At 61.3% G+C, this 22,184-nt stretch carries 18 protein-coding genes; 9 read left to right on the top strand and 9 right to left on the bottom strand.

Going from position 1 to position 22,184, the window contains the following annotated elements; translation table 11 throughout:
• Nucleotides 1-16: 16 nt before the first annotated feature.
• Nucleotides 17-643, bottom strand: coding sequence for an endonuclease/exonuclease/phosphatase family protein (locus tag HK22_RS04330; protein ID WP_062029707.1), 627 nt, complete (start codon nt 641-643; stop codon nt 17-19).
• Complete coding sequence (locus tag HK22_RS04325; RefSeq protein ID WP_086648496.1) at nt 640-1,719, bottom strand: AI-2E family transporter; 1,080 nt, start codon at nt 1,717-1,719, stop codon at nt 640-642. The genes HK22_RS04330 and HK22_RS04325 overlap by 4 nt, the downstream gene beginning before the upstream one ends.
• Nucleotides 1,720-1,848: 129 nt before the next feature.
• On the opposite strand from HK22_RS04325, the gene HK22_RS04320 reads away from it, so the two are divergent.
• Both HK22_RS04320 and metC read left to right on the top strand, forming a co-directional pair.
• Nucleotides 1,849-2,685, top strand: coding sequence for a sulfurtransferase (locus HK22_RS04320; protein WP_086648450.1), 837 nt, complete (start codon nt 1,849-1,851; stop codon nt 2,683-2,685).
• 2 nt (nt 2,686-2,687) lie between these two features.
• Nucleotides 2,688-3,899 carry a cystathionine beta-lyase gene (gene metC, locus HK22_RS04315; RefSeq protein ID WP_086648449.1) on the top strand — a complete coding sequence of 404 codons (1,212 nt, stop codon included), beginning with the start codon at nt 2,688-2,690 and terminating at the stop codon, nt 3,897-3,899.
• A 3-nt stretch (nt 3,900-3,902) separates the two neighbouring features.
• Here the strand turns inward: metC and HK22_RS04310 are convergent, their stop codons facing one another.
• The 3 genes from HK22_RS04310 to HK22_RS04300 all read right to left on the bottom strand — a co-directional run bounded on the left by HK22_RS04310 (nt 3,903) and on the right by HK22_RS04300 (nt 7,634).
• Nucleotides 3,903-5,405 (bottom strand): YifB family Mg chelatase-like AAA ATPase, encoded by a 1,503-nt coding sequence (locus tag HK22_RS04310; RefSeq protein WP_086648448.1) that lies wholly within the window; start codon nt 5,403-5,405, stop codon nt 3,903-3,905.
• Between the two features lie 50 nt (nt 5,406-5,455).
• The gene (serA, locus tag HK22_RS04305; protein ID WP_062109561.1) at nt 5,456-6,706 is read right to left on the bottom strand and encodes a phosphoglycerate dehydrogenase; all 1,251 of its coding nucleotides are present in this window, start codon (nt 6,704-6,706) and stop codon (nt 5,456-5,458) included.
• 139 nt (nt 6,707-6,845) lie between these two features.
• Nucleotides 6,846-7,634 (bottom strand): inositol monophosphatase family protein, encoded by a 789-nt coding sequence (locus HK22_RS04300; protein ID WP_086648447.1) that lies wholly within the window; start codon nt 7,632-7,634, stop codon nt 6,846-6,848.
• 75 nt (nt 7,635-7,709) lie between these two features.
• Between HK22_RS04300 and HK22_RS04295 the strand changes: the two genes are divergently transcribed.
• The 4 genes from HK22_RS04295 to smpB are packed head-to-tail and all read left to right on the top strand — an operon-like array spanning nt 7,710 to nt 10,706.
• Nucleotides 7,710-8,435, top strand: a complete 726-nt coding sequence (locus tag HK22_RS04295) for a 3-deoxy-manno-octulosonate cytidylyltransferase (RefSeq protein WP_198945479.1) — start codon at nt 7,710-7,712, stop codon at nt 8,433-8,435.
• A complete protein-coding gene (locus HK22_RS04290; protein WP_077802971.1) occupies nt 8,435-9,271 on the top strand; it encodes a prephenate dehydratase in 837 nt (278 codons plus the stop codon). The genes HK22_RS04295 and HK22_RS04290 overlap by 1 nt, the downstream gene beginning before the upstream one ends.
• Nucleotides 9,272-9,288: 17 nt before the next feature.
• Nucleotides 9,289-10,200 (top strand): 4-hydroxy-tetrahydrodipicolinate synthase, encoded by a 912-nt coding sequence (gene dapA / locus HK22_RS04285; protein WP_086648446.1) that lies wholly within the window; start codon nt 9,289-9,291, stop codon nt 10,198-10,200.
• A gap of 8 nt (nt 10,201-10,208) precedes the next feature.
• Nucleotides 10,209-10,706, top strand: a complete 498-nt coding sequence (smpB, locus tag HK22_RS04280) for an SsrA-binding protein SmpB (protein ID WP_062031523.1) — start codon at nt 10,209-10,211, stop codon at nt 10,704-10,706.
• Between the two features lie 132 nt (nt 10,707-10,838).
• Here the strand turns inward: smpB and HK22_RS15495 are convergent, their stop codons facing one another.
• Nucleotides 10,839-11,537, bottom strand: coding sequence for a cold-shock protein (locus tag HK22_RS15495; RefSeq protein ID WP_062031519.1), 699 nt, complete (start codon nt 11,535-11,537; stop codon nt 10,839-10,841).
• Nucleotides 11,538-11,814: 277 nt separating this feature from the next.
• On the opposite strand from HK22_RS15495, the gene HK22_RS04270 reads away from it, so the two are divergent.
• Nucleotides 11,815-12,816 carry a lipid A deacylase LpxR family protein gene (locus tag HK22_RS04270; protein WP_086648445.1) on the top strand — a complete coding sequence of 334 codons (1,002 nt, stop codon included), beginning with the start codon at nt 11,815-11,817 and terminating at the stop codon, nt 12,814-12,816.
• A 55-nt stretch (nt 12,817-12,871) separates the two neighbouring features.
• Here HK22_RS04270 and HK22_RS04265 read toward each other — a convergent pair whose 3' ends face one another.
• Entirely contained in the window at nt 12,872-14,575 is a 1,704-nt protein-coding gene (locus tag HK22_RS04265; RefSeq protein ID WP_086648444.1) for a bifunctional diguanylate cyclase/phosphodiesterase, read from the bottom strand.
• A gap of 75 nt (nt 14,576-14,650) precedes the next feature.
• A complete protein-coding gene (recG, locus tag HK22_RS04260) occupies nt 14,651-16,780 on the bottom strand; it encodes an ATP-dependent DNA helicase RecG (RefSeq protein ID WP_086648443.1) in 2,130 nt (709 codons plus the stop codon).
• A gap of 72 nt (nt 16,781-16,852) precedes the next feature.
• Here recG and mfd point away from each other — a divergent pair, with 72 nt between their 5' ends.
• Nucleotides 16,853-20,374, top strand: coding sequence for a transcription-repair coupling factor (gene mfd / locus HK22_RS04255; protein WP_086648442.1), 3,522 nt, complete (start codon nt 16,853-16,855; stop codon nt 20,372-20,374).
• Here the strand turns inward: mfd and HK22_RS04250 are convergent.
• Entirely contained in the window at nt 20,363-21,226 is an 864-nt protein-coding gene (locus HK22_RS04250; RefSeq protein ID WP_086648441.1) for a DUF2125 domain-containing protein, read from the bottom strand. The two genes, mfd and HK22_RS04250, sit on opposite strands and share 12 nt — an antisense overlap.
• A 102-nt stretch (nt 21,227-21,328) precedes the next feature.
• On the opposite strand from HK22_RS04250, the gene HK22_RS04245 reads away from it, so the two are divergent.
• Nucleotides 21,329-22,147 (top strand): DUF1217 domain-containing protein, encoded by an 819-nt coding sequence (locus tag HK22_RS04245; protein ID WP_062031581.1) that lies wholly within the window; start codon nt 21,329-21,331, stop codon nt 22,145-22,147.
• Nucleotides 22,148-22,184: the final 37 nt, after the last annotated feature.

Raw genomic sequence — 22,184 nt, 5'->3', positions numbered from 1 at the left:
TGTCAGGTAAGAGATGTCAGGCGCCCAGCCTCAGGGTGACGCAGATGGGGCGGTGATCCGAGCCGAAGCGCGGCAGGGCGCGTGCCTCCATGCGCGCCAGACCGCGCACGAGGCATCGGTCCAGCCGCAGCGGAAGATGGTTCAGCATCCGATGTGTCTTTTCCTGCGGACCGACATCGAGAAATCCGGGAAGCAGAACAGGGCCGACCAGATTGAAATCGCCCATGATGACAGCACGATGGCGCATATTGGTGCTGATGCTGCGAAGCTGCCGCCGGTTGAGCAGCTGGCCGTGCGACAGATGGACGTTGGCGAGCGAAAAACTGCCGAAATCAATAAGCTGTGCCGTGCGTTTGACCAGCAGGCCGCGCGGCAGGCGGCAGAATGACGGCGGACGCGTGAAGGGCAGGCGGCTCCAGCAGGCTGTGCCATGCGGACGGCCGGGAAGCGGGATGCGGTCATAATAGCCGCCGAGAATTTCGGGGAGTTCGTCCACGGCCTCCTGCGCCTCCTGCATCACGACGATGTCCGGATTTTCCGCGCGGATGACGGTCAGAACGTCCTCAAGCGAGGCGCCTTCCCAGCGATAGAGGTTCCAGCTCAGGATTTTGAAAGAGGCTCCGGATTGAGGAAATGCCGTCATTTCGGAGGCTCCGACAGGTAGAGAGGGTTACGCCCGCGGTGATGGGGACCGGCGGCGAATTCGCTGGTCAGGGTGTAGCCGACCGCCAGCAGGACAGGACCGAGGAAAATGCCGACGCCGCCAAAGGTCACGATCCCCCCCAGAACGCCGAGGACGGTCAGCAGATAGGGAAGCTGGGCGCCACGCGCAATGAAGGCCGGACGGATGATATGGTCCGCGCCGGAGATGATGAGAACGCCATAAATCGCGAGAAACAGTCCGTGCCCGACATGATGCGTCATGCCCAGCCAGATGGCGGCCGGCACCCAGACCAGCGGTGCGCCGATCGGGAAGACCGCAACGAAAGCGGTGATGCCCGCCAGCAGAACGGGAGACGGGACTCCTGCCAGCATCAGGCCGATTCCCGTCAGCACGCCCTGGATCAGGGCCGTGCCGAGGATACCATAGACCGTCCCGCGCACGGTGCGACCAATGATGTTGATGAGTCTTGGCGTGGTCTGCGGACCCGCGATGCGGTCGATCAGGGCCGCAATGGTATTGCCGAGCGTATCGCCGTTCAGCCACAGGAAGAAGGCGACGAACAACGCCATGACGAGTTCGGCGAGGCCGCTTGCGAGCCGCAGAAGGACCGTCAGGGTGAGATGCGCAATCTGTCCGGCATAGGGGCGCAGGACTTCAGTCGCAAAAGCACCGACATCATGACTGAAATGGTGCCAGGCATTGACGAGATGCGGGCCTGCCATGGGAATGTGGTTCATCCACTCCGGAGGCGGGTTGGCGCTGGTAACATGCAGGATCAGGGTGTCGATTTCCGAGATCGTGCCGGGAATGTCGTTGATGCCCGCGCTTGTCAGCACCGTCATCGGGACCAGAATGAACAGGGCGCTCAGGGCCATCATGGCAAGGGCTGCGAGAACGGGGCGGACATGGCGGCGCATGCGGCGATAGATCGGCCATGTCGTGAAGGCGAGAATTGCCGCCCACAGGATGGCCGAAAGGAACGGCCACAGGATGATACCGCATCCATAGGCGATTCCCGCCAGGACCAAGCCTAGGATAATCCGTTCGGTCGTCATGCGCGGATATGCCCCGGCCCGAAGGCGAACGGACGACACGGACGGCATGACGGTGTGGGCTGCGTGCTCATGGAATGACACATTGGCACGCTCTGGCGCCGGACGCATCCCTCGACCTATGGTGTGGTCATGACGATCTCGCCACTTGTTGATGCCGCGACCCTGATCCCGGAGGTCGGCCGGTTCATTCCCCTTGATGCCAGCGTGCTTTTGCCGGGGCAGAAGGGCGATCCCGATTCCGCATTTGTCGCGCAGCACCTTCCCGGTGCACGCCGATTCGATATCGACGTTTTCGCCGATCCGGAGAGTCCGCTCCCTCATACGGTGCCGGGGGCGGCACGGTTTGCCCGGCTGATGGGTGAACTGGGTGTGAGTGAGGATATGCCGGTTGTGTTTTATGACGGGCGTGGAAGTGTGGGCGCCTGTCGCGGATGGTGGCTTGCACGGCTGTTCAGGCATCGGAATGCGCGGATTCTGGATGGCGGTCTTGAGGCCTGGGTGAAGGCGGGCGGTGCGGTTGAAAGCGGTGCACCACCTGCAATCGAACCTGCGGTTTTCTGCCCCCGTCCGCATTATGGGCTTCTGGCGGGCTCGGGCGATGTCCGTCAGGCGCTGAAAAGGACCGATGCGCTGGTTCTGGATGCAAGAAGTGCGGGCCGTTTTGCCGCAACTGTGCCTGAGCCCCGTCCGGGTGTGCGTGGCGGTCACATGCCAGGCGCGCAGAGCATGGACTGGACGCGCCTCGTGGACGGAAATGGCTGCTTTCTGCCCGCCGTCGAGCTGAAACGGATTCTTGCAGCCGCAGAAAGGCGTTTCGTTATTGCGAGCTGCGGTTCGGGTCTGACAGCCGCAACGATCGTGGCGGCTCTGGCCATCGCGGGATATGGCGACGCAGCTTTGTATGATGGATCCTGGGCGGAGTGGGGAAGCGATCCCGACGCGCCGGTTGTGACGGGAGAGGCATAAGAATGAGTGATCTGGAACAGCGGGTGAGTGCGGGATGGAGCCGGATGGGCTCCATGCTGGTGCGGGAAGGGCGTTCGCATGAGCCTCCCGAAACAGGAACGTTCGTAAACGCACCGGTCAGCCGGGGTTCGACGGTCCTGTTCCCGACGCTGGAGGCCATGAACAGGACGGACGGCCGCAGCCACGCGCACAAGGCGGTGTACGGGGCGATGGGATCGCCGATCCAGCACCAGCTTGAGGAAATGCTCAGCCTGATCGAAGGCGGAACGCATACGCAGGTCGTCAATTCGGGTCTGGCGGCGTGTACGATGCCGCTTCTGGCGTTTCTGGGTTGCGGCGATCACCTACTTCTGCCCGATTCGGTGTATGGCCCCACGCGCCGATTTGCTGGCACGATGCTTCAGCGGCTGGGCGTGGTGACGACCTATTATCCGCCCATGGCCTCACGCGCCGAGATCGCGGCACTTATGCGCCCAGAGACGAAGGTCCTGTTCGCTGAAAGCCCGGGCAGTCATACGTTTGAAGTGCAGGACGTGCCGATGCTGGCCGAAGTGGCGCATGAGGCTGGGGCACTTCTGATGCTTGATAACACCTGGGGCATTGGGGTGTTTCAGCCCTTCGTCCATGGCGTGGACGTGTCGATTCAGGCTCTGACGAAATATCCTGCCGGGCATTCGGACGTCATCATGGGATCGGTCACGGTCAATGACGAAGCACACTGGAAAACGCTGCGTGACGCGGCGATCCAGCTCGGACAGTGTGCGGGTCCGGATGACTGCTGGCTGACGCTGCGGGGCCTGCGGACGATGGGCGTGCGGCTGGCGCATCAAGCACGTTCGGCACTGGAAATCGCGCAGTGGTTCAAAACGCGCCCTGAAGTCGCGCGGGTTCTGCATCCGGCACTGCAGGACTGCCCGGGGCATGAATTCTGGAAACGGGATTTTACGGGGGCCTGTGGACTGTTCGGCGTAGAGCTTCAGCCGGACATTTCCATTGAGGCGACCGAACGGATGATCGACGGGCTGAGCCTGTTCGGGATCGGGGCGTCCTGGGGCGGTTATGAAAGTCTTGTCCTGCCAACGACCGGGCATATCCGGCGCGTCACGGGTGAGGGCGGCCCGACATCCGCGACGTTCCGCCTCCATATCGGACTTGAAGACGTTGAGGACCTGAAGACCGATCTGGCACGTGGACTGGATGGCCTTCAGTTCTGAACCTTAGCGGCGGCGGAAAGTCAGGGCTTCAGCGACGTGATGGCGCTGGATGCTCTGGGTACCTTCCAGATCGGCGATTGTGCGGGAGACGCGGATCAGGCGCGTGATCCCGCGATTGGACAGGCGTAGTTTTTCAGCCGCCTGTTCAGCGATGGACCGGGCGTCGTCGTCCATGTCGAGATCGTCAGGGGAGACCTGCGAATTGGGAACGCCCTGACGGACAATCTGGCGCCTGCGGGCAATTTCTACGCGGGCCCGAACCGTCGCGCTGGTTTCACCTTTCGGGGCGCGGCTGATCTCGATGGGGGAGAGCGGATCGATTTGCACGTACAGGTCGATACGGTCGAGCATCGGGCCGGAAATCTTGGCCGTATAGTCTTCCCCACAGCGCGGCGCCTTACGGCAGCTTCGCTCCAGATCGCCCAGATAGCCGCAGCGACACGGGTTCATCGCGGCAATGAATTGAAAGCGCGCGGGATAGGTCGTGTGATGGGCCGCGCGGGCGATGGAAATGCTGCCGGTTTCGATCGGCTGGCGCAGAGACTCCAGACAGGATCGTGAGAATTCTGGAAGTTCGTCGAGGAACAGGACGCCATTATTGGCAAGGCTGACCTCGCCGGGCCGGGCTTTCGCGCCACCACCCACAATGGCGGGAAGGCTCGCGCTGTGATGCGGTGCGCGATAGGGTGGCCGGACGACCAGCCTGCCGTTCTGCAGAATGCCGGAGACACTGTGAATGCGGCTTGTTTCCAGGGCTTCTTCGCGTGTCAGATTGGGAAGAATACCGGGCAGACGGCTGGCGAGCATGGATTTTCCGGCACCAGGCGGTCCGCTCATGAGCATAGAATGCGCTCCTGCGGCAGCGATTTCCAGAGCGCGCCGTCCAAGCAGCATGCCTTTGACGTCCGCCAGATCGGGGCCGTATTCGATCACCTGTCCCGTTGGTGGCGGTGCCGGGGGCAGGATCTGCTGTCCCTGAAAATGGGAGACGAGAGTGGCGAGCGTCGGCGCCCCGAGAACGTCCGTACTACCATTACCCCAGCGTGCTTCCAGAGCCTGCGCGGCCGGACAGATCAGGCCGAGTTCGTCCGCGACGGCGCCAATCGCGGCTGAAAGGACGCCCGCAACGGGATTGATCCGACCATCCAGCGAGAGTTCGCCGACAGCGGCATAGGCCGAGACTGCCTCGAAAGACAGGATCCCCATGGCGCAGAGCAGGCCAAGCGCGATGGGAAGGTCAAAATGTGCGCCTTCCTTGAGAAGATCAGCGGGCACGAGATTAACGAGAATACGTTTGGGTGGGAGCGCCAGTCCCATGGCCGTCAGCGCGGCGCGGACACGTTCGCGCGCCTCACCGACGGATTTGTCCGCTAGCCCTACAACGAGAAACGCCGGAAGGCCGCTGGACACCTGAACCTCGACCGTGACCGGAACGGCTTCGATCCCCGAAAAGGCGAAGCTCTGGATACGTGCGAGGGCAGGTGCATGCGGGCTGGGACTCGTCATGAGGAAAATCCTAGCCCGAAATTATTTCCTGTTGGTTAACGGAAAAGATGTCAGGAACGCTGGTAAAGCAGACGGGCACGGAGTGTGCCGTCGAGCGCCTTGAGGCCGTCCAGAAGCTTCGTGTCCATCTCAGGGCCCTCCGACTCGGCCTCGACGACGACGTAACCCACTTCGCCATCCGTCTGGAGGTACTGGGCGGTTACGTTGCAGTTCTGTGCCGCAAACAGATCGTTGATCTGGCGCATGATGCCGGGACGGTTGGCATGGACATGCATGAAGCGTGTGCCACGCGGACGCTCGGGAAGCTGGACGCTGGGGAAGTTGACCGACCCGATCGTGGACCCCACGTCGGAATAATCGACCAGCTTGCGCGCGACTTCGACGCCGATGCGCTCCTGCGCTTCCATGGTGGAGCCGCCGATATGCGGCGTGAGAATAACATTCTCCAGACCCTGAAGCGGGGATTTGAACGCTTCGCCAGCCTTCTTGGGCTCCACGGGGAACACATCCACGCCCGCGCCCATGAGATGGCCGTCCTTGAGGGCGGCGGCGAGGGCGTCGAGGTCCACGACGTTGCCGCGCGCGTTGTTGAGCAGGATGGAATTGGGCTTCATGGCCCGGATTTCCGTCTCTCCGATGAGCAGATCGGTTTCCGGCGTCTGCGGGACGTGAAGGCTGACGATGTCGGACTCGGCCAGCAGGTCATGCAGGGTCGGAACGGCGATGGCATTGCCGTGCGGAAGGCGGGGCATCACGTCGAAATACAGGACGCGCATGCCGAAGGCTTCGGCGAGGACGGAAAGCTGCGAGCCGATGGAGCCATAGCCGACGATACCGAGCGTCTTGCCGCGGACTTCCCAGGCGTTGGTGGCGGATTTGTCCCAGCCGCCGTTGTGGCAGGCTTCCGAGCGCGACGGGATGCGACGGAGCAGCATGACGACCTCGCCCATGACCAGCTCGGCCACGGAACGGGTATTGCTGAAGGGCGCGTTGAACACGGGAATACCCAGCATGCGGGCAGCATTCAGATCGACCTGATTGGTGCCGATGCAGAAGCAGCCGATGGCCATGAGGCGGTCTGCGGCTTCAAGGATTTCGCGCGTGAGCTGGGTCCGGCTGCGGATACCGACCATGTGCACGCCCTGAAGGGCTTCCTTCAGCGCGTCGCCTTCAAGGGCGCCCTTGACCCGCGTTACCTCTGCATAGCCTTCTGCGGCGAAATGGGAAGCGGCGCTTTCGTGAATGCCTTCCAGAAGAAGAATGCGGATCTTGTTCTTGGGGAGAGAGAACTGCGTTTCCATAAATCCGTCCCGGTCATGAACCGGAAGGCTCCGGTTTCAATTCAAACTGGTTCACCAGATCTGGCCGTGACCAGACAGGCCCCGGCTGATGTCTGCCGCCACGTCCGCCGGGGCCCCCTCCCTAGCCGATCAGCGGGTTTCAGGAAAGATGGTGGACAAGTTCGGGAAGCAGGGTTGCGTCTCCGCAGGCCAGGACCGTGCCATCGCTTTCGAGGGTCAGGCTCTGTCCCTGCCAGTCTGTAATGCGGCCTCCTGCACCTTCCACAACCGGAACGAGCGCCCCCCAGTCCCATGGATTCATGGTGCATTCCGCAATGACGTCGATCTGCCCAAGGGCGAGGAGGCCGTAAGCGTAGCAGTCTCCGCCCCAGGACGTGCGGCGGGTGTGCTTCTGCAGATTGGCAAACCGCGGCGCATGACTGGCGGTCATGATTTCCGGTGCGGTGCACGAGAGTTCGGCCTCGGCGGCTTTCGGGCAGGGACGGGTGCCAATGGTTCCGGGAAGACGCTCGGACAGGAACTGCGTGGGTCGTCCCGAAACACCAATCCAGCGCTCCCCGGTCACAGGCTGGTCGATCAGCCCGAGCACGGGACGCCCCTTGTGAAAGAGCGAAATGAGCGTGCCGAAGGTGGGGCGGCCGGTCAGGAAGGCGCGGGTACCATCAATGGGATCGAGAACCCACAGCCAGTCTCCGTTCGCGCCGCTCATGCCATTTTCCTCACCGAGAATGGCGTGTTCCGGCAGGCGTTGTGTGAGAATGTCTCGCATGGCCTGTTCTGCCTGCCGGTCGGCAATGGTGACGGGACTGTCATCGGATTTTGCGTCCGCGCGCAGGGAGGTTCGGAAATAGGGCAGGACAGTCTTGCGGGCGATGTCCGCACAGGCCGTTGCTGCGTCGATGGCAATCTGCACCACGGTTTCATTCATGATTTGTGTCTATTCCCGTCCTGTGAGCGCTGCATGAGATTGACGCCCGTGGTGGCGGGCGGCATCAGGGGAACCATGCATCCGATCATCGTTATTCCCTCCAGACTTGCTTCGACCCGTCTGCCACGCAAGCCCCTCGCTGATATTGGGGGCGTTCCCATGATCGTCCGGGTCGTCCGTCAGGCTCTGGCAGCACAGATCGGTCCGGTGGTCGTGGCCGCGGGAGACGAAGAGATTCTGGAGGCCATCAGAGGGATACCTGACGTAAAGGGCGTACTGACCGATTCGGATCTGGCGAGCGGCTCGGACCGTGTCCACGCAGCTCTGTCGGAAGTGGATCCTGATGGGGCTCATGATGTGGTCATCAATCTTCAGGGCGATCTGCCTCTGATTGCGCCTTCCAGTCTGGTCGCTGTTCTCAAGCCGCTGGAAGATCCGGCCTTCGACATCGGAACACTGGCCGCTCCTGTCACAAGCGATGCCGAACGCGACGCCCCACAGGTCGTCAAGATTGCGTGTGATTTTAAGGAGGCGGATGTAGCGCGGGCGCTGTATTTCTCGCGCCTGCCCATTCCATGGGGTATTGGACCCCACTGGCATCATGTGGGCGTATACGCCTGGCGCCGGGCTGCGCTGGAGCGTTTCGTGACGCTCGCGCCTTCCGCTCTGGAGCGCCGGGAGAGCCTTGAGCAGCTTCGTGCCCTACAGGCCGGGATGGCAATTGGGTGTGCAAGGATTGACCATGCCCCCCAGGGCGTGGATACGCCTGCTGATCTTGAGCATGTGAGAGGATTGGTCTGATGCCCGTCATTGCATTTCAGGGCCGTCCGGGTGCCTATTCCGATCTGGCCTGCCGTCAGGCGCGTCCGGGCTGGACGACGCTGCCGTGCCCAACCTTTGCTGACGCGATTGATGCCGTGCATGATGGCCGGGCCGATGAAGCGCTGCTGGCCTGTGAGAATACGCTCGCCGGGCGGGTTCCGGACATTCATTCCCTGCTGCCTGACGCAGGGCTTCATATCGTCGGAGAATATTTCCAGCGCGTGGAGCACTGTCTTTTGGGGGTGCCGGGAGCAGAGATCGGGGATATTCGGCGAATTCACACGCACCCGGTGGCTCTGGGGCAGGTGCGCAAGCTCATCAGCGAGCTTGGCGTGGAACCGGTGGTGCAGTTCGATACGGCAGGCGCGGCTGAGATGGTCTCGCAGTGGGGACGGAAAGCAGATGCGGCCATTGCCTCCTCTCTCGCGGCTGAACTGAACGGGTTGACGGTGCTGCGAAGCAATGTGGAAGATGCTTCTCACAACACGACGCGCTTTTATCGTGTCTCCCGCAAGCCTTGCATTCCTTCGCCCGAACGCACAGATGTTCTGACGACTTTGTTGATGAGGGTCGGAAACTGTCCGGGTGCGCTCTATGCGGCATTGGGTGGATTTTCCCGGCATGGTATCAACATGACGCGGATCGAAAGTTACATGCTGGACGGCTCGTTCACGGCGACGCAGTTTCTGATGGATGTCGAAGGACATCCCGAACAGGCGGCTCTGGCCAGCGCGCTCGCGGAACTGGAGCAGGTCAGCGATGATCTCAGAATTCTGGGTGTTTACCCAAGCAGCCTCTCACGCCACGCCGCGTGACGGCAGGACAGGAACCCATGACAGAAGACGGAACAATGGCTGACACGAGCATGTATCAGGGGTCTCTGACGGCTCTGGTGACCCCGATGCATACGGACGGACGGATTGATTTCGACGCTTCGACAAAGCTGATCGAGCGTCAGATCGACGCCGGCACTACGGCACTGATCCCTGCCGGAACGACAGGTGAAAGCCCCACGCTGTCGCATGAAGAACACGGCCATGTTGTCGCACACTGTGTCGAGACGGCAAATGGCCGGGTGCGTGTCATGGCGGGGGCTGGCTCGAACAGTACCTCTGAAGCTGTTCTTATGGCGAAGCATGCCCATTCTGTCGGGGCAGACAGTCTGCTGGTCGTCGTGCCGTATTACAACAAGCCATCTCAGGAAGGGCTGTATCGCCACTTCATGACGATTGCAGATGCGACGCCGCTCCCGATCTTCCTGTACTGCATCCCGGGCCGCTCCGTTGTCGACATTTCGGTGGCGACCATGGCGCGTCTGGGGGAACACCCCAATATCGTCGGTACGAAGGATGCAACGGCCAATATGGCACGGCCGATCGCGGTGCGTCGGGCGGTGGACAAACCTTTCAATCAGCTTGCCGGTGATGACAATACCGTTCTGTCGTTTCTGGCGGCGGGCGGCGACGGATGTATTGGCGTGACGTCCAATGTCGTGCCGCATCTGTGTGCTGATATGCATCTGGCCTGGCAGGAAGGGCGGATTGAGGATGCGATCGCCATTCAGGACCATCTGACCCCGCTGCATGATGCGATGTTCATGGAAAGTAACCCGGGGCCGGTCAAGTACGCGATGTCGCGGCTCGGTCTGTGTGGCGCGACGCTGCGTCTTCCTCTGGCAGAGCCCCAGGAAGCGACTCGGCGGGCTGTTGATGATGCCCTGCGTGCCCTTGAGCTTCTGGACTGAGTGCAGGCATGGCGGGAAAGAAAACCAAGAGCGGCATGATTTCTCATGGCATTGCCGCCCAGAACCGCAAAGGGCGGTTTGACTATACGATTCTGGAAACGACGGAAGCCGGGATTGTCCTGAAGGGGCCAGAAGTCAAAAGCCTGCGTCTTGGACGGGCGACAATCACGGAAGCTTATGCGGCTGAGCGTGATGGCGAAATCTGGCTCTTCAATTCCTATATTCCCGAATATCAGGGCGGTGTCCTCTCGCGTTTCGAGCCTCGGGCGCCACGAAAGCTCCTGATGCATCGTAAGCAGATCGTGCATTTTCTGGATTCGGTCAGTCGTGCAGGCGCCAGTCTGGTGCCGCTTGATATCCACTTTAACGATCGTGGAATGGCAAAAGTGACGCTTGGTCTGGGTCAGGGGCGTCGCAAGGAAGACAAACGGCACGCTATTGCGGAGCGGGACTGGAAACGGGACAAAGCCAGGCTGGTCCGCAGTAGTGGTAAAGATTATGGGTGAGAACCTGAAAGGCCGGATCAGATCCGGCCTTTTTTATGGCTTGAGACAATGTCCGCAATTCCGGGCATAAAAAAACCGCTGCAGCATAAGCTGGCAGCGGTTTTTTATTACTCAGACCGAAGTCCGGGTCGTTCAGTCAGCGCTGATTTCAGCAGCTTCCGGACCCTTCTGGCCCTGAACAACCTTGACGTTGATCGTCTGGCCTTCGTCAAGTGTCGGCAGGCCGGAGCGCTCGAGAGCGGAAGCGTGGACGAAGATGTCCTTGCCGCCGGATTCCGGCGTAATGAAGCCGAAGCCCTTCGTGGCGTTGTACCACTTGACCGTGCCACGCATTTCTTCAGCGCGGGAAAGGTCCGGAGCCGGACGGCCCGGACGAGCCGAACCACCGAAACGGGGCTGGTCGCCGAAAGCAGCGCGCGGACGTGGTGCTTCTGCCGTGCTCTCGTCAACGGAGAGAACTTCAGCGACCTGACGGCCCTTCGGACCCTGGCCGATGCGGACCACGACGGTCGCACCCGGGTTCACGGCGCTGACGCCAGCATTGGTGAGCGCGTTGGCGTGCAGGAAGATGTCGCCCGAACCGTCGGACAGTTCAACAAAACCGAAACCCTTTTCGGTGTTGAACCACTTCACGCGGGAGCTGATTTCCGGGCCTGAAGCTGCGACGAAGCTGTTGCTGCGACGAGGTGCGCCGTAGCCGCCACCACCGCCACCATTTCCACCACCAAAGCCTCCACGGTCGCCATAGGACGGCTGGGACGAGTATGTGTCGTCAAACCCGCCGCGGCGAGGTGAGTTGAAGCTGCTGCGGTCGGTTCTGTTGTTTCTCAACGGTCTAATCCCGAGACTGGGGTGTCATGATAGGGCGGACCCTGCCGTGACGTAATTTCAAAAATTTGGAAAAAAACGATGCTGCTTTTCCCCTGAAATAAGCTGTAGCACGGTTTTTTCCTTCTCTGCCACAGGGAATATCAGGCTGAAACATAACTCGCGCTGATTTTAAGATTATGAAGTGCGCCGCCGACACTTTGATTTCGGTCGGGGAAATGACATACACACGTTTTCCAGTATTTGATGGTTCCCGATCCCGCGCGTAACAGAGGTGTCCATGCGAAGCAGACTGACTTTTTCTATTGGAGCCACTGCCGTGTTGGCGCTGTCTTCATCCGCCATGGCGACACCGTTGCAGGATCCTTACGGAACCTGGACTGTTCAGGGTGAGAATGATGCCATCTCCACACTGAAAGGGACGTCGGATCAGTACTATACGTCTGGTCTGCGGATCAACTGGACGTCTGGAACCGACAATCTGCCGCGTCCGATTGCGAAGCTGAACCGCATCCTGATGGGGGAAGGCGTCCAGCGCATCAGCATCGGTCTGCAGCAGATCATTGATACCCCACGCGACACGCAGGCTGACAATCCGCCGCAGGGCGACCGGCCTTACGCGGGCCTGCTGCTGGGAACGGTCAACCTCATCAACGACACCGATCGTTCCCGGACCGTGATGGGGATCCAGTTTGGCATGCTTGGTCCGGCAGGACTCGGGCGCCAGGTGCAGAACGGGTTCCACAAGGCCATCAGCGATACGCCGAGCACGGGCTGGGGCCACCAGCTTGCGAATCAGCCGATCTTCCAGGTTCAGGCCGGGCGGATCTGGCGTCTGCCGGTTCTGAATATCTATGGCATTCATGCTGACGTGCTGCCCGCCATCTCGGGAGCCGCGGGTGATTACCGGACCTATGCCGACGTGGCCACGACATTCCGCATCGGTCAGGGTCTCGACAGCGATTTCGGCAATGCGACAATCGGACCAGGGCTGGATGGAACGGATGCATTCCGTGCGACTCGTCCTTTTGCCTGGTATTTCTATGGTGGCGTCGAGGGGCAGGCCGTGGGCTATGACGTGACGCTTCAGGGCAGCACGGTCCGACCGAATGCGCCGCATGTGAGCAAGGTCTGGGATGTGGGTGAGGTTCATGCCGGTGTCGCGGTGATGTGGCATGGTGTACGCCTGTCCTACAGCCAGAACTGGCAAACAGCACAGTTCCAGACGCAAAAGGCCGGCCTGTTCAACTACGGATCGCTCAAGCTTTCCGTAAAGTTCTGATCTGAGCCGACGGACGATCTGAAAAAGCCGCCTTCTATAGTGAAGGCGGCTTTTTTTATGTCAGGGCGAGATGGGGTGTGTGGCTGTCACGGACCGGTGCGCCCAGAAGGTAGCCCTGGACTTCCTCGCAGCCATTGGCGTCCAGCAGGGCCATCTGGTGTTCGGTTTCAACACCCTTTGCGCAGCAGGTAATGTTCAGGGACCGTGCCAGCGACAGAATGGCGTACATTACTTCGTCAGCGCGTATGTCTTCGCCCAGATACTGAACAAAGGCGCGATCAAGCTTGATCTGGTCCAGTGGATAAATCCGGAGGCGCTCCAGCGAAGAATAACCTGCTCCAAAATCGTCGATGGCGAGACGGACGCCCAGAGCACGAACGCGGGAGAGTTCGCGAAATGCAATGTCGGACGGGCCAAAGGGCCGACATTCGGACAGCTCGATCTGCAGACGGCCGGGAGGGAGGCCGGTCTCGGTCAGGATCGTATCGACAAGAGGGGCAAGGCGCTCATTGACCAGCCAGACCGGAGAAACATTCACGCAGACCCGCAGCGGAGCAGGCCAGCGCAGGGCAGCCAGACAGGCGCTCCGCAGGCTCCAGCTGTCGAGGGCCTCGATCATGCCGGCCTCTTCGGCGTAACGGATGAAGAGGTTGGGCGCGACTTCGCCATGTCCGGGGCGCATCCAGCGCAGCAGGGCTTCATGCCCGACAATTTTCTGGGATTCCGTATCAACGATGGGCATCCACTTGAGGAAGAGCGCGTCGTCCTCGACGGCTTTGAGGAGATCCTGCTCAAGATTGGATGTGATGGTGTAGGTGTTGGTGAGTTCTGCAGTCGCGCGCCGCTCATGGCCGCCACCGTTGCGGTTTGCTTCGGTCAGGGCAGCCCGCGCAGCGAGAATCAGCTGGTTTGCATCTTCGGCATCCTGCGGATAGACGCTCCAGCCTGCTGAAATCGAGAAAGGGACCGCTCCCATGTCCAGAGGAACAGGGGTGCTGGAAATCTGGAGGATGGCGTTGACCAGGGTACGGGTCGTGACAGCCGTTGTGCCAGGCGGGGTGAGAACCATGAAATGTCCGCCTCCGATCGAGCTGAGGAAAGCTCCCTCGGGCAGAACGGATTTCAGGCGCCGGATCATTTCCGCAAGGATTAGGTCAGCTGTGTCCCATCCATACCGTTCATTAATTAACGAGAGGTGATCGAGATTGAGATGAATGAGGCTGAAAACCGCCCGGCGCGTGAGCTTTCCGGTTCTTTCAATGAACTGCTGCAGAACGAGCAGGCTTTCCTCGCGGTCGGGAAGCGAAGATTTTCCGGTCTCTTCCATCGCTTCGCCCGCAATTTGCCTTGCCACGTCCTGAAGGGAGTCTTCGGCCGTCGGCAGGAAGCTGCTGCCGTTCAGGCGGAGAGCTACGAGAAACTGTCCGGAGCGACCGTCATCTGATCTGCTGGCGATCGGACGGCCGATGAGCGACCAGTCTTTGAAGAAAGGACATGAAAAAAAGGCTTTGCCATTCCGTTTCTGCTCGGCTGCGAGGATCATCTCCCCCGCGTCCCGCTTGTACAAGGCGACCGGAAGCGATCCCGCGGACTGGAGGATGGAGGGTATTCCGTTTGCCGGGATTTCCAGCAATGCGACAGCCGACCCGCCAGTTGCAGCCAGAAGCAGACGAAAGAGCAGCGATCGGCTGTCCGGAGAGGGGGCGGAGTATTCGTGAGGAGTCTTCTCCTGAACGTCTCTGGCCGGACTGCCTGTCATTCGAAGACTCCATAAAACTCGGTTAAGCGCATTACTGATAAATTCACAGTATTATATCGGTGCGAATTTTTCTGTCTAACCGGAAATCAGAAGCCTTTCGGGATCATTCCGGTCGAATATTTCGAGCAGAAGCCTGAGTGCATGGCCACGGACGCCTTTAAGTTGAGGGTTGCGGGCGATTTCGCGCTCGCTGTCCTGCTGCATGGCGGCCAGCAGCAGGGCAAGGCGAGCGCCCTGCGCCAGACGGAAACCGGGAAGACCGGACTGACGGTCTCCCGCAATGTCTCCCCCTCCACGGATCCGGTAGTCTTCGTCAGCAATCAGAAAACCGTCATTCGTGTCGCGCAGCAGGCTCAGACGTCGCACAGCGGTGGGTGTGGCAGTCCTGTCATGCAGCAGAAGACAAAAGGACTGTTTCGAGCCGCGTCCGACGCGGCCGCGAAGCTGGTGAAGCTGGGCCAGTCCGAACCGTTCGGCCTGTTCGATCACCATGACGGATGCAGCGGGGATATCCACGCCGACCTCGATGACGGTCGTGGCGACAAGAAGCCGCGTTTTGCCAAGGCGGAACGTATCCAGCGCCTCCTGACGAACGGTAATGTCCTGTTTGCCGTGCGCGAGACCCACAAGCCCCTCAAAGCGCTGCTCCAGTGAGGCCCAGCGCTCTTCCGCGGCAGCCGCGGCCTGCGTTTCGCTGTTTTCGATGAGCGGGCAGACCCAGAAGACCTGAACTCCGTCGCGTATCGCCCGGCTGATGCCTGCAAGAACGCTGTCGAGCGAGTCCATGCTGTGCAGGGTCGTGCGGATCGGCTGGCGGCCGGGGGGCTTCGAGTCCAGACGGCTGACACTCATCTCGCCCCATTCCATGAGCTGAAGCGTGCGGGGAATGGGCGTTGCGGTCATGACAAGGATGTCGGTTGCTTCGCCCTTGGCACTCAGGTTCATGCGCTGCCGGACACCGAATCGGTGCTGTTCGTCGATGACGGCGAGGCCGAGATCGTGAAAAGTCACCCCATCCTGAAACAGTGCATGCGTCCCGACGATGATTTTTGCCGTGCCATCTGCAATGGCTGCGAGCACCTTTCGCCGGGCCGCGCCTTTGATCGTGCCGCTCAGATAGGCGCACTCCGTCGGGCAGAGACGGGAGAGCGTTTCAAAATGCTGGCGGGCAAGGATCTCGGTGGGAGCCATCAGCGCGGCCTGCGCGCCGGACTCGACGGTCTGAAGCATGGCGTTCATGGCCACGAACGTCTTGCCTGCGCCGACATCCCCCTGAAGCAGCCGCATCATGGGCGTCGACGCAGAGAGGTCGGCAGCAATTTCCGCAATGGCCATGGTCTGGGCGTGAGTTGGTTTATGTCCGAAGCGCTGGAGCATTTCGGCCTGAAGCGCACCGGTGCCGGGAAAGCTGCGCCCGTGCCGCTCGCGGGCCTTGAGACGCGCGAGCCCGAAGCAAAGCTGATCGGCCAGCAGTTCATCCGCTGCAAGGCGGGACAGGGCGCGGTTGCGGACGGGCTCCCACGCGATGTCCGGTGGAATGATCTCAGGCGATTGCATCAGGCGCAGGGCCTGGGTGAAGGACGGCCATTTCCGCTGGGTGACGAGGGTCGGGTCCAGCCATTCCGGCAGGTCGGGCAAAAGGCCCAGTGCAGCGCGCATGGCCTTGCGGACCGTATAGGGGAAAAGCCCGGCGGTGAGTGGCCAGACGGGTTCGAGCGAGGGGAAGCTGTCGCGTTTGGCCCAGCTCACGACATGATCGGGCTGCGGCATCGTCAGCTCGCCCTGAAAGCTGCCGGTTTTGCCAGAGACCAGAAGTTCGGCGCCCACGGTCGGGCTGGGCATGTTGCGTGTCTGGAAAAAGACCAGATCGAGCGTTCCGGTATCGTCTTCGGTGCGGATGATGGAAGGCTGTCCAGGGCGTCCGGCCTTGCGCAGGGCCAGCACCCGGACATGGGCCGTCAGGATTTCGCCGGGGGCGAGATTGTGTCCGTCCGCAACTGTGCGCAGAATGCGCCGGTCAACCACCCGTTCGGGCAGGGTGAACAGCAGGTCCAGCACCTTTCGGCCACCTGCGATCTTTTCCAGCAGGCTGGCATGCCGCGGCCCAATTCCGGGCAGGCTTGTCAGCGGCGCAAAAAGCGGTGCGAGCGCATGCTCCGTTTCGGAGTTGGGATCGGAAGGGGACGGGAACTGTTCGGACGGCATCGTGACAACGGGCGCTTCCCGTGCTCCTCGGGCTGACAGGCGATGGAACGGAAGGTATAGGGCATGAGCAGGATGGAACAAAACGAAACCATGACCCGTGAAATGTCCACAACGTCCTTCGACAGGTCTTTCGGGCCGACCGTCTGGGGCGTGCCTGATGGCAGTGTGGCCTTTCTTCTCCGTCAGCGCCTTGCCGAGCATGACGGACCACTGCTGCATGTTGCGCGCGATGACGCTGCCGTGGCCGCGCTGGCCGACATGCTGGCCTGGCTGGTGCCGGAAGTGGAAGTCCTGCGCCTCCCGGCCTGGGACTGTCTGCCCTATGACCGCGTTTCGCCCAATCCGGTTCTGATTGCCGAACGGGCCGGGACACTGTGTCGTCTGCTAGAGCCCACCAAGGCACGTCGCATTGTCCTGACGACTGTGCACAGCCTGATCCAGCGCGTGCCTCCACGCTCGGCGTTCCGAGGGCAGTCCATCAGCGTGAAAACGGGCGAGAGCCTCGATCAGGCGATGCTCATCGAACTGCTGGTGGCCAATGGCTACACCCGGACCGATACGGTCATGGAAGCGGGTGAGTTCGCGACACGGGGTGGCATTTTCGATCTGTTCCCGGCCGGGGAAAGCGATCCGATCCGGCTGGATCTGTTCGGGGATGAAGTCGAGAACATCCGTGCGTTCGACGTCGGAACGCAGCGCTCAACCGAAACGCTGAAACGCTTCGAACTTCGCCCGGTGTCCGAATTCTCGCTGGGCCCCGACAGCATCAGTCGCTTCCGCACCGGCTGGCGCGATTCGTTCGGCCCGGCGGCGACATCCGATACGATTTACGAGAACGTCTCGGACGGTCGGCGGTATCCGGGGCTGGAGCATTACCTGCCGCTGTTCCATGACGGTGACGGGCACCAGATGGAAACGCTGCTGGATTATCTGCCGAGCGGGGCGGTCAGCTTCGATCAACACGCGCCGGAGATCCTCAAGGCCCGGCTGGATATGATCGCCGATCATTATCAGGCCCGGCGCGTTCCGACGCGCGAAGGGGAAATCCCGTACCGTCCACTGCCGCCGCACCGGCTCTATCTGGATACACACGGCTGGGAGTCGATGCTGGCGGATGTGCCGTCCGTCATCCTCAATGCGTTCGCCATGCCGGATACGGCACAGGGCGTGGATGCAGGCTATCGGCCCGGCCCTCTGTTTGCACGGGCGAAGGATGGAAGCCGGGCAGGGATGTTCGAGGCTTTCGGGCAGCAGGTGAAAACCTGGGCCGAAGCCGGGCGGCGGACCTATGTTACGGCCTGGAGCCGGGGCTCACGGGAGCGGATTTCGCATCTGCTGGCGGAGCACGGCGTTACGGTCACGTCCTATGACGACTGGCCGGATGCGGCGGGAATGCCAAAAGGCACGACCGGCCTGCTAACGCTGGGGCTGGAGCGCGGGTTCGTCTCGGACCGTCTGTGCTTCGTCTCCGAGCAGGATCTTCTGGGTGAGCGGATTTCGCGTCCGCCACGTCGCCGCAAGCGTGGAGAGCAGTTCATCTCGCAGGTCGGCGAGATTGCGGAAGGCGATCTGGTCGTTCATTCCGATTACGGGATCGGGCGGTATGTCGGGCTTGAAACGGTCGTCGAAGGCCGGGTCGCGCATGATTATCTGTCGATCCTGTATGATGGGGAGCAGCGCCTGCTTCTGCCCGTCGAAAATATCGAACTTCTCAGCCGTTTTGGTTCCGAGCAGGCCGGGGTTCAGCTCGACAAGCTGAGCGGAACCGCCTGGCAGGCCCGCAAGGCCAAGATGAAATCCCGCATCCGCGTCATGGCGGGCGAGCTTATCAAGACCGCAGCAGCCCGGGCCATGAAGGATGCGCCAATGCTCGCACCCGCCGAAGGGCTGTGGGACGAGTTCTGCGCGCGCTTTCCCTTCGTGGAAACGGAAGACCAGTCCCGCGCGATTGCCGACGTTCTGGAAGACATGAGCGCCGGGCGGCCGATGGATCGGCTGGTCTGCGGCGATGTGGGTTTCGGCAAGACGGAAGTCGCCCTGCGGGCGGCGTTCGTGGCCGCCCTTTCGGGAATGCAGGTGGCGGTCGTGGTGCCGACGACGCTGCTTGCCCGCCAGCATTTCCGGAGCTTTACGGCACGTTTCGAGGGCTTTCCTGTCAATGTGGTGCAGCTTTCGCGTCTTGTAACGCCCAAGGAAGCCACGAAGGTGCGCGAGGGCATGGCGAACGGCACGGTGGATATCGTTGTCGGCACCCATGCGCTGTTGGCCAAGACCGTGGCGTTCGAGCGTCTGGGCCTGCTGATCATCGACGAAGAACAGCATTTCGGCGTCTCTCATAAAGAGCGTCTGAAGGCACTCCGCGAAGACGTGCATGTCCTGACGCTCTCCGCCACGCCGCTGCCAAGAACGCTTCAGCTTTCGCTGTCCGGCGTGCGGGAAATGAGTCTGATCGCGACGCCGCCGACGGACCGTCTGGCGGTCCGCACATTCATCACGCCGTTTGACAGCGTCATGATCCGCGAGGCGATCCAGCGCGAACGCTTCCGCGGCGGTCAGGTCTTCTGTGTCGTGCCGCGTCTGGCGGATATGGACCGGATGGCCGAGCGTCTGGCGGAAATCGTGCCGGATGCCAAGACCGTGCAGGCGCATGGTCGTCTGACGCCGACCGAACTCGAGCGCGTCATGACGGAGTTCGCGGACGGGAAATACGACATCCTGCTTTCCACCAACATCGTGGAAAGCGGGCTGGATATGCCCAGTGTGAATACGATCATCATCCACCGTGCGGACATGTTCGGTCTGGGGCAGCTCTACCAGCTTCGCGGACGCGTGGGCCGTGGCAAGCAGCGTGGTTACGCCTACCTTACCTGGCCGCAGACCCGTCCGCTGTCTGCTTCGTCTGAAAAACGGCTTGAGGTCATGCAGACGCTGGACTCGCTTGGGGCGGGCTTCACGCTGGCCTCTCACGATCTGGATCTGCGCGGCGCGGGCAACCTGCTGGGGGATGAGCAGTCCGGGCATATCAAGGAAGTCGGGATCGAACTCTACCAGCAGATGCTGGAAGACGCCGTAATCGACATGCGTCGCGAGCGCGGCAAGCGTCTGGAGGAAGAGGACAGCTGGACCCCGACCATCATTCTGGGCCTGCCGGTGCTGATCCCCGAAACCTATGTGCCGGACCTGCCGGTGCGTCTGGGGCTGTATCGCCGGATTGCGTCGCTGACGAACGAGGCCGAGGTCGAGGCGATGCGCGCGGAACTGGTGGACCGTTTCGGATCGCTTCCGCCGGAAGTGGGAAATCTGCTCGATGTGGTCCTGATCAAGCGCCTGTGTCGCGAGGCCGGAGTAGAGCGTCTGGAAACCGGGCCGAAGGGCATGGTGATCCAGTTCCGCCGCAACCGGTTCGGCAACCCCGCCGCGCTGATCGACTGGGTAACGCGCAAGAAGGAATCGGGCGTAAAGATCCGCCCCGATCACAAGCTTGCGGTCATCCGTGAAATGACGAATGCGACGCGTATTGGCTACGCCAAGAAGGTCACGACTGTCCTATGCAAAATGATCCGCAAGCTTGAGGTCCAGACATCAGGGGACTGAGAACGGCAGCGGGATGCGGTTGACGGTCACGACGCCGCCGCTCAGTCCGACATCCCACAGGGTCGCATCACCGCTCTGACGGCCCATCAGGCGGGCAATCGTGAGCGCGGCCACGACTTTCTTGGGGGCCGTGTCACGGATCTGGCCGATCAGGGTATCAACGTTGGTCACGCCGATATGCAGGTCCGCAGCCGAGGTGGATGCCGTTGCGCCGGGCTCGATGGTGCCCTTGCCGTCGATGGCGCTGCTGCCCGTGACGGCATGCAGGGCGTTGATCGTGATCTGCTGGCGGGCGGTGTCGAGGCCCTGAACCGTTAGGTCTGCCGAAAGCTGCGTAGGCATGAGCGGCTGCTTGGTGTCGTGGATGCCGCTGCCCTCAACCTTCAGACGCAGGTCCGGCGTTGTCTGGACCGCCTGGATCGACGCCTTACGGATCGTCATGTCGTGACCGGGGCGGGCGAGGGTCACATTCGTCCAGGTGGCCTGCGGAGTGCCGCCGCGGATGTCGCTGCTGTTGATCGTCAGGCTCTGGTCCTTGCAGGCGGGACTGATGCCGCCGCGAAAGGCGCTGAGCGCGGCGTAGGCCGCAACGGCATTGAACCGCTCCAGAGTTGCAGTCTCGACGTGGCCGGAAGGGTCGGAGAGGGTCACGCCATGGATGTCGAGCGTGATGTCCGTTCCGGTCAGTGTCGCATGAAGGGTCTTCGCCGTCAGGCCATGTGCAGTGGTCTGGGTGCCTCCCAGTTCATAGGTCACGCACGAAGCGGGAAGGCCGCCGGGTGTGGACGCACTGGCCATGACAGGTGTCAGGAGTGCGGCCGTCGCGGCGAGCAGGGTAAGGCGCAGGGACATGAGAGGGTTCCGGACTGTGGAGAGGAGAAAGAAGCGTTAAGACCGTATTAGGGAATGAAGCGGTAAAATGATGGCACCTCCTCCTCTTTCGGAGAAATGCGCGTGTCGTCCTCCATTTCCGCCATGCCCGCCATTCCGCAGTATGTCTCCATTATCAAGAATGAAGAGTCTTCAGCGAACAAGTGGGAAAAAACAAGCGTCTCGACCCAGCAGGCGGTTGCAGCGTTCCAGAGTGATGCGTCTTCGATCAAGACCCCGCAGCAGCTTCTGAAAAATTACAAGGCCCTCAAGGTCGTTCTGGGCGCCTATGGAATGTCCTCGGCCATTGGCGAGACAGCCGTTCTGACGAAGCTGATGACGCAGGACCCGACATCGGCGAAATCCCTGGCCCAGACCAGCGGCAACTCGTCCTGGAAAGCGTTTGCAAAAGCATTTTCCGACTGGTCGACCTCTCCGCTGGCGTCTGCCGATACCATCCAGAGTATCACCCAGAGCTACCTGACCAACAGTTATGAAGACAGTCTGCAGACGGAAACGCCGGGTCTGGGGGATGCGCTCTATTTTACCCGGACTGCCAAGACGGACATGACGCTTGAAAACGTGATGGCTGATCCGAAACTCCTGAAAGTGGCGGAAGTCGTGTCCGGCTTTGATACGACCCAGTTCGGTGCGCTGGATTACGATCAGCAGGTTCGTCTGCTCGGCTCCAAACTCGATCTGTCCAAGCTCAGTACGACCAAGGGAATCCAGCAGTTCGCCCAGCAGTATCTGGCGCTGTTGCAGATCCACCCAACAAAGACCACGACCCCCGCAAGTATGCTGACCCTTTACGGAGGAAACGGCTCCACAACCAGCATCCTTTCCCTTTTCACGAGTGACAGTTCGGACAGCAGTTCTTCCCTGTATTCGGCGCTGTTCTGAACCTGTCTCTCTGACGTGACATCCTGTGTGAGGCCCT

Source organism: Gluconobacter sp. DsW_056, assembly GCF_002153595.1.
GTDB lineage: Bacteria > Pseudomonadota > Alphaproteobacteria > Acetobacterales > Acetobacteraceae > Gluconobacter > Gluconobacter albidus.
This window is presented reverse-complemented; position numbering and strand designations above follow the sequence as displayed.

Bases quoted from the DNA above. Each gene is read 5' to 3' on its own strand.
- HK22_RS04310 (WP_086648448.1), bottom strand. From the start codon at position 5,405: ATGACGAGTCCCAGCCCGCATGCACCTGCCCTCGCACGTATCCAGAGC.
- dapA (WP_086648446.1), top strand. From the start codon at position 9,289: ATGACAGAAGACGGAACAATGGCTGACACGAGCATGTATCAGGGGTCT.
- HK22_RS04320 (WP_086648450.1), top strand. From the start codon at position 1,849: ATGACGATCTCGCCACTTGTTGATGCCGCGACCCTGATCCCGGAGGTC.
- HK22_RS04290 (WP_077802971.1), top strand. From the start codon at position 8,435: ATGCCCGTCATTGCATTTCAGGGCCGTCCGGGTGCCTATTCCGATCTG.
- mfd (WP_086648442.1), top strand. From the start codon at position 16,853: ATGGAACAAAACGAAACCATGACCCGTGAAATGTCCACAACGTCCTTC.
- HK22_RS04265 (WP_086648444.1), bottom strand. From the start codon at position 14,575: ATGACAGGCAGTCCGGCCAGAGACGTTCAGGAGAAGACTCCTCACGAA.
- HK22_RS04300 (WP_086648447.1), bottom strand. From the start codon at position 7,634: ATGAATGAAACCGTGGTGCAGATTGCCATCGACGCAGCAACGGCCTGT.
- HK22_RS04295 (WP_198945479.1), top strand. From the start codon at position 7,710: ATGCATCCGATCATCGTTATTCCCTCCAGACTTGCTTCGACCCGTCTG.
- metC (WP_086648449.1), top strand. From the start codon at position 2,688: ATGAGTGATCTGGAACAGCGGGTGAGTGCGGGATGGAGCCGGATGGGC.
- HK22_RS04250 (WP_086648441.1), bottom strand. From the start codon at position 21,226: ATGTCCCTGCGCCTTACCCTGCTCGCCGCGACGGCCGCACTCCTGACA.
- HK22_RS04270 (WP_086648445.1), top strand. From the start codon at position 11,815: ATGCGAAGCAGACTGACTTTTTCTATTGGAGCCACTGCCGTGTTGGCG.
- recG (WP_086648443.1), bottom strand. From the start codon at position 16,780: ATGCCGTCCGAACAGTTCCCGTCCCCTTCCGATCCCAACTCCGAAACG.
- HK22_RS04330 (WP_062029707.1), bottom strand. From the start codon at position 643: ATGACGGCATTTCCTCAATCCGGAGCCTCTTTCAAAATCCTGAGCTGG.
- HK22_RS04325 (WP_086648496.1), bottom strand. From the start codon at position 1,719: ATGACGACCGAACGGATTATCCTAGGCTTGGTCCTGGCGGGAATCGCC.
- smpB (WP_062031523.1), top strand. From the start codon at position 10,209: ATGGCGGGAAAGAAAACCAAGAGCGGCATGATTTCTCATGGCATTGCC.
- serA (WP_062109561.1), bottom strand. From the start codon at position 6,706: ATGGAAACGCAGTTCTCTCTCCCCAAGAACAAGATCCGCATTCTTCTT.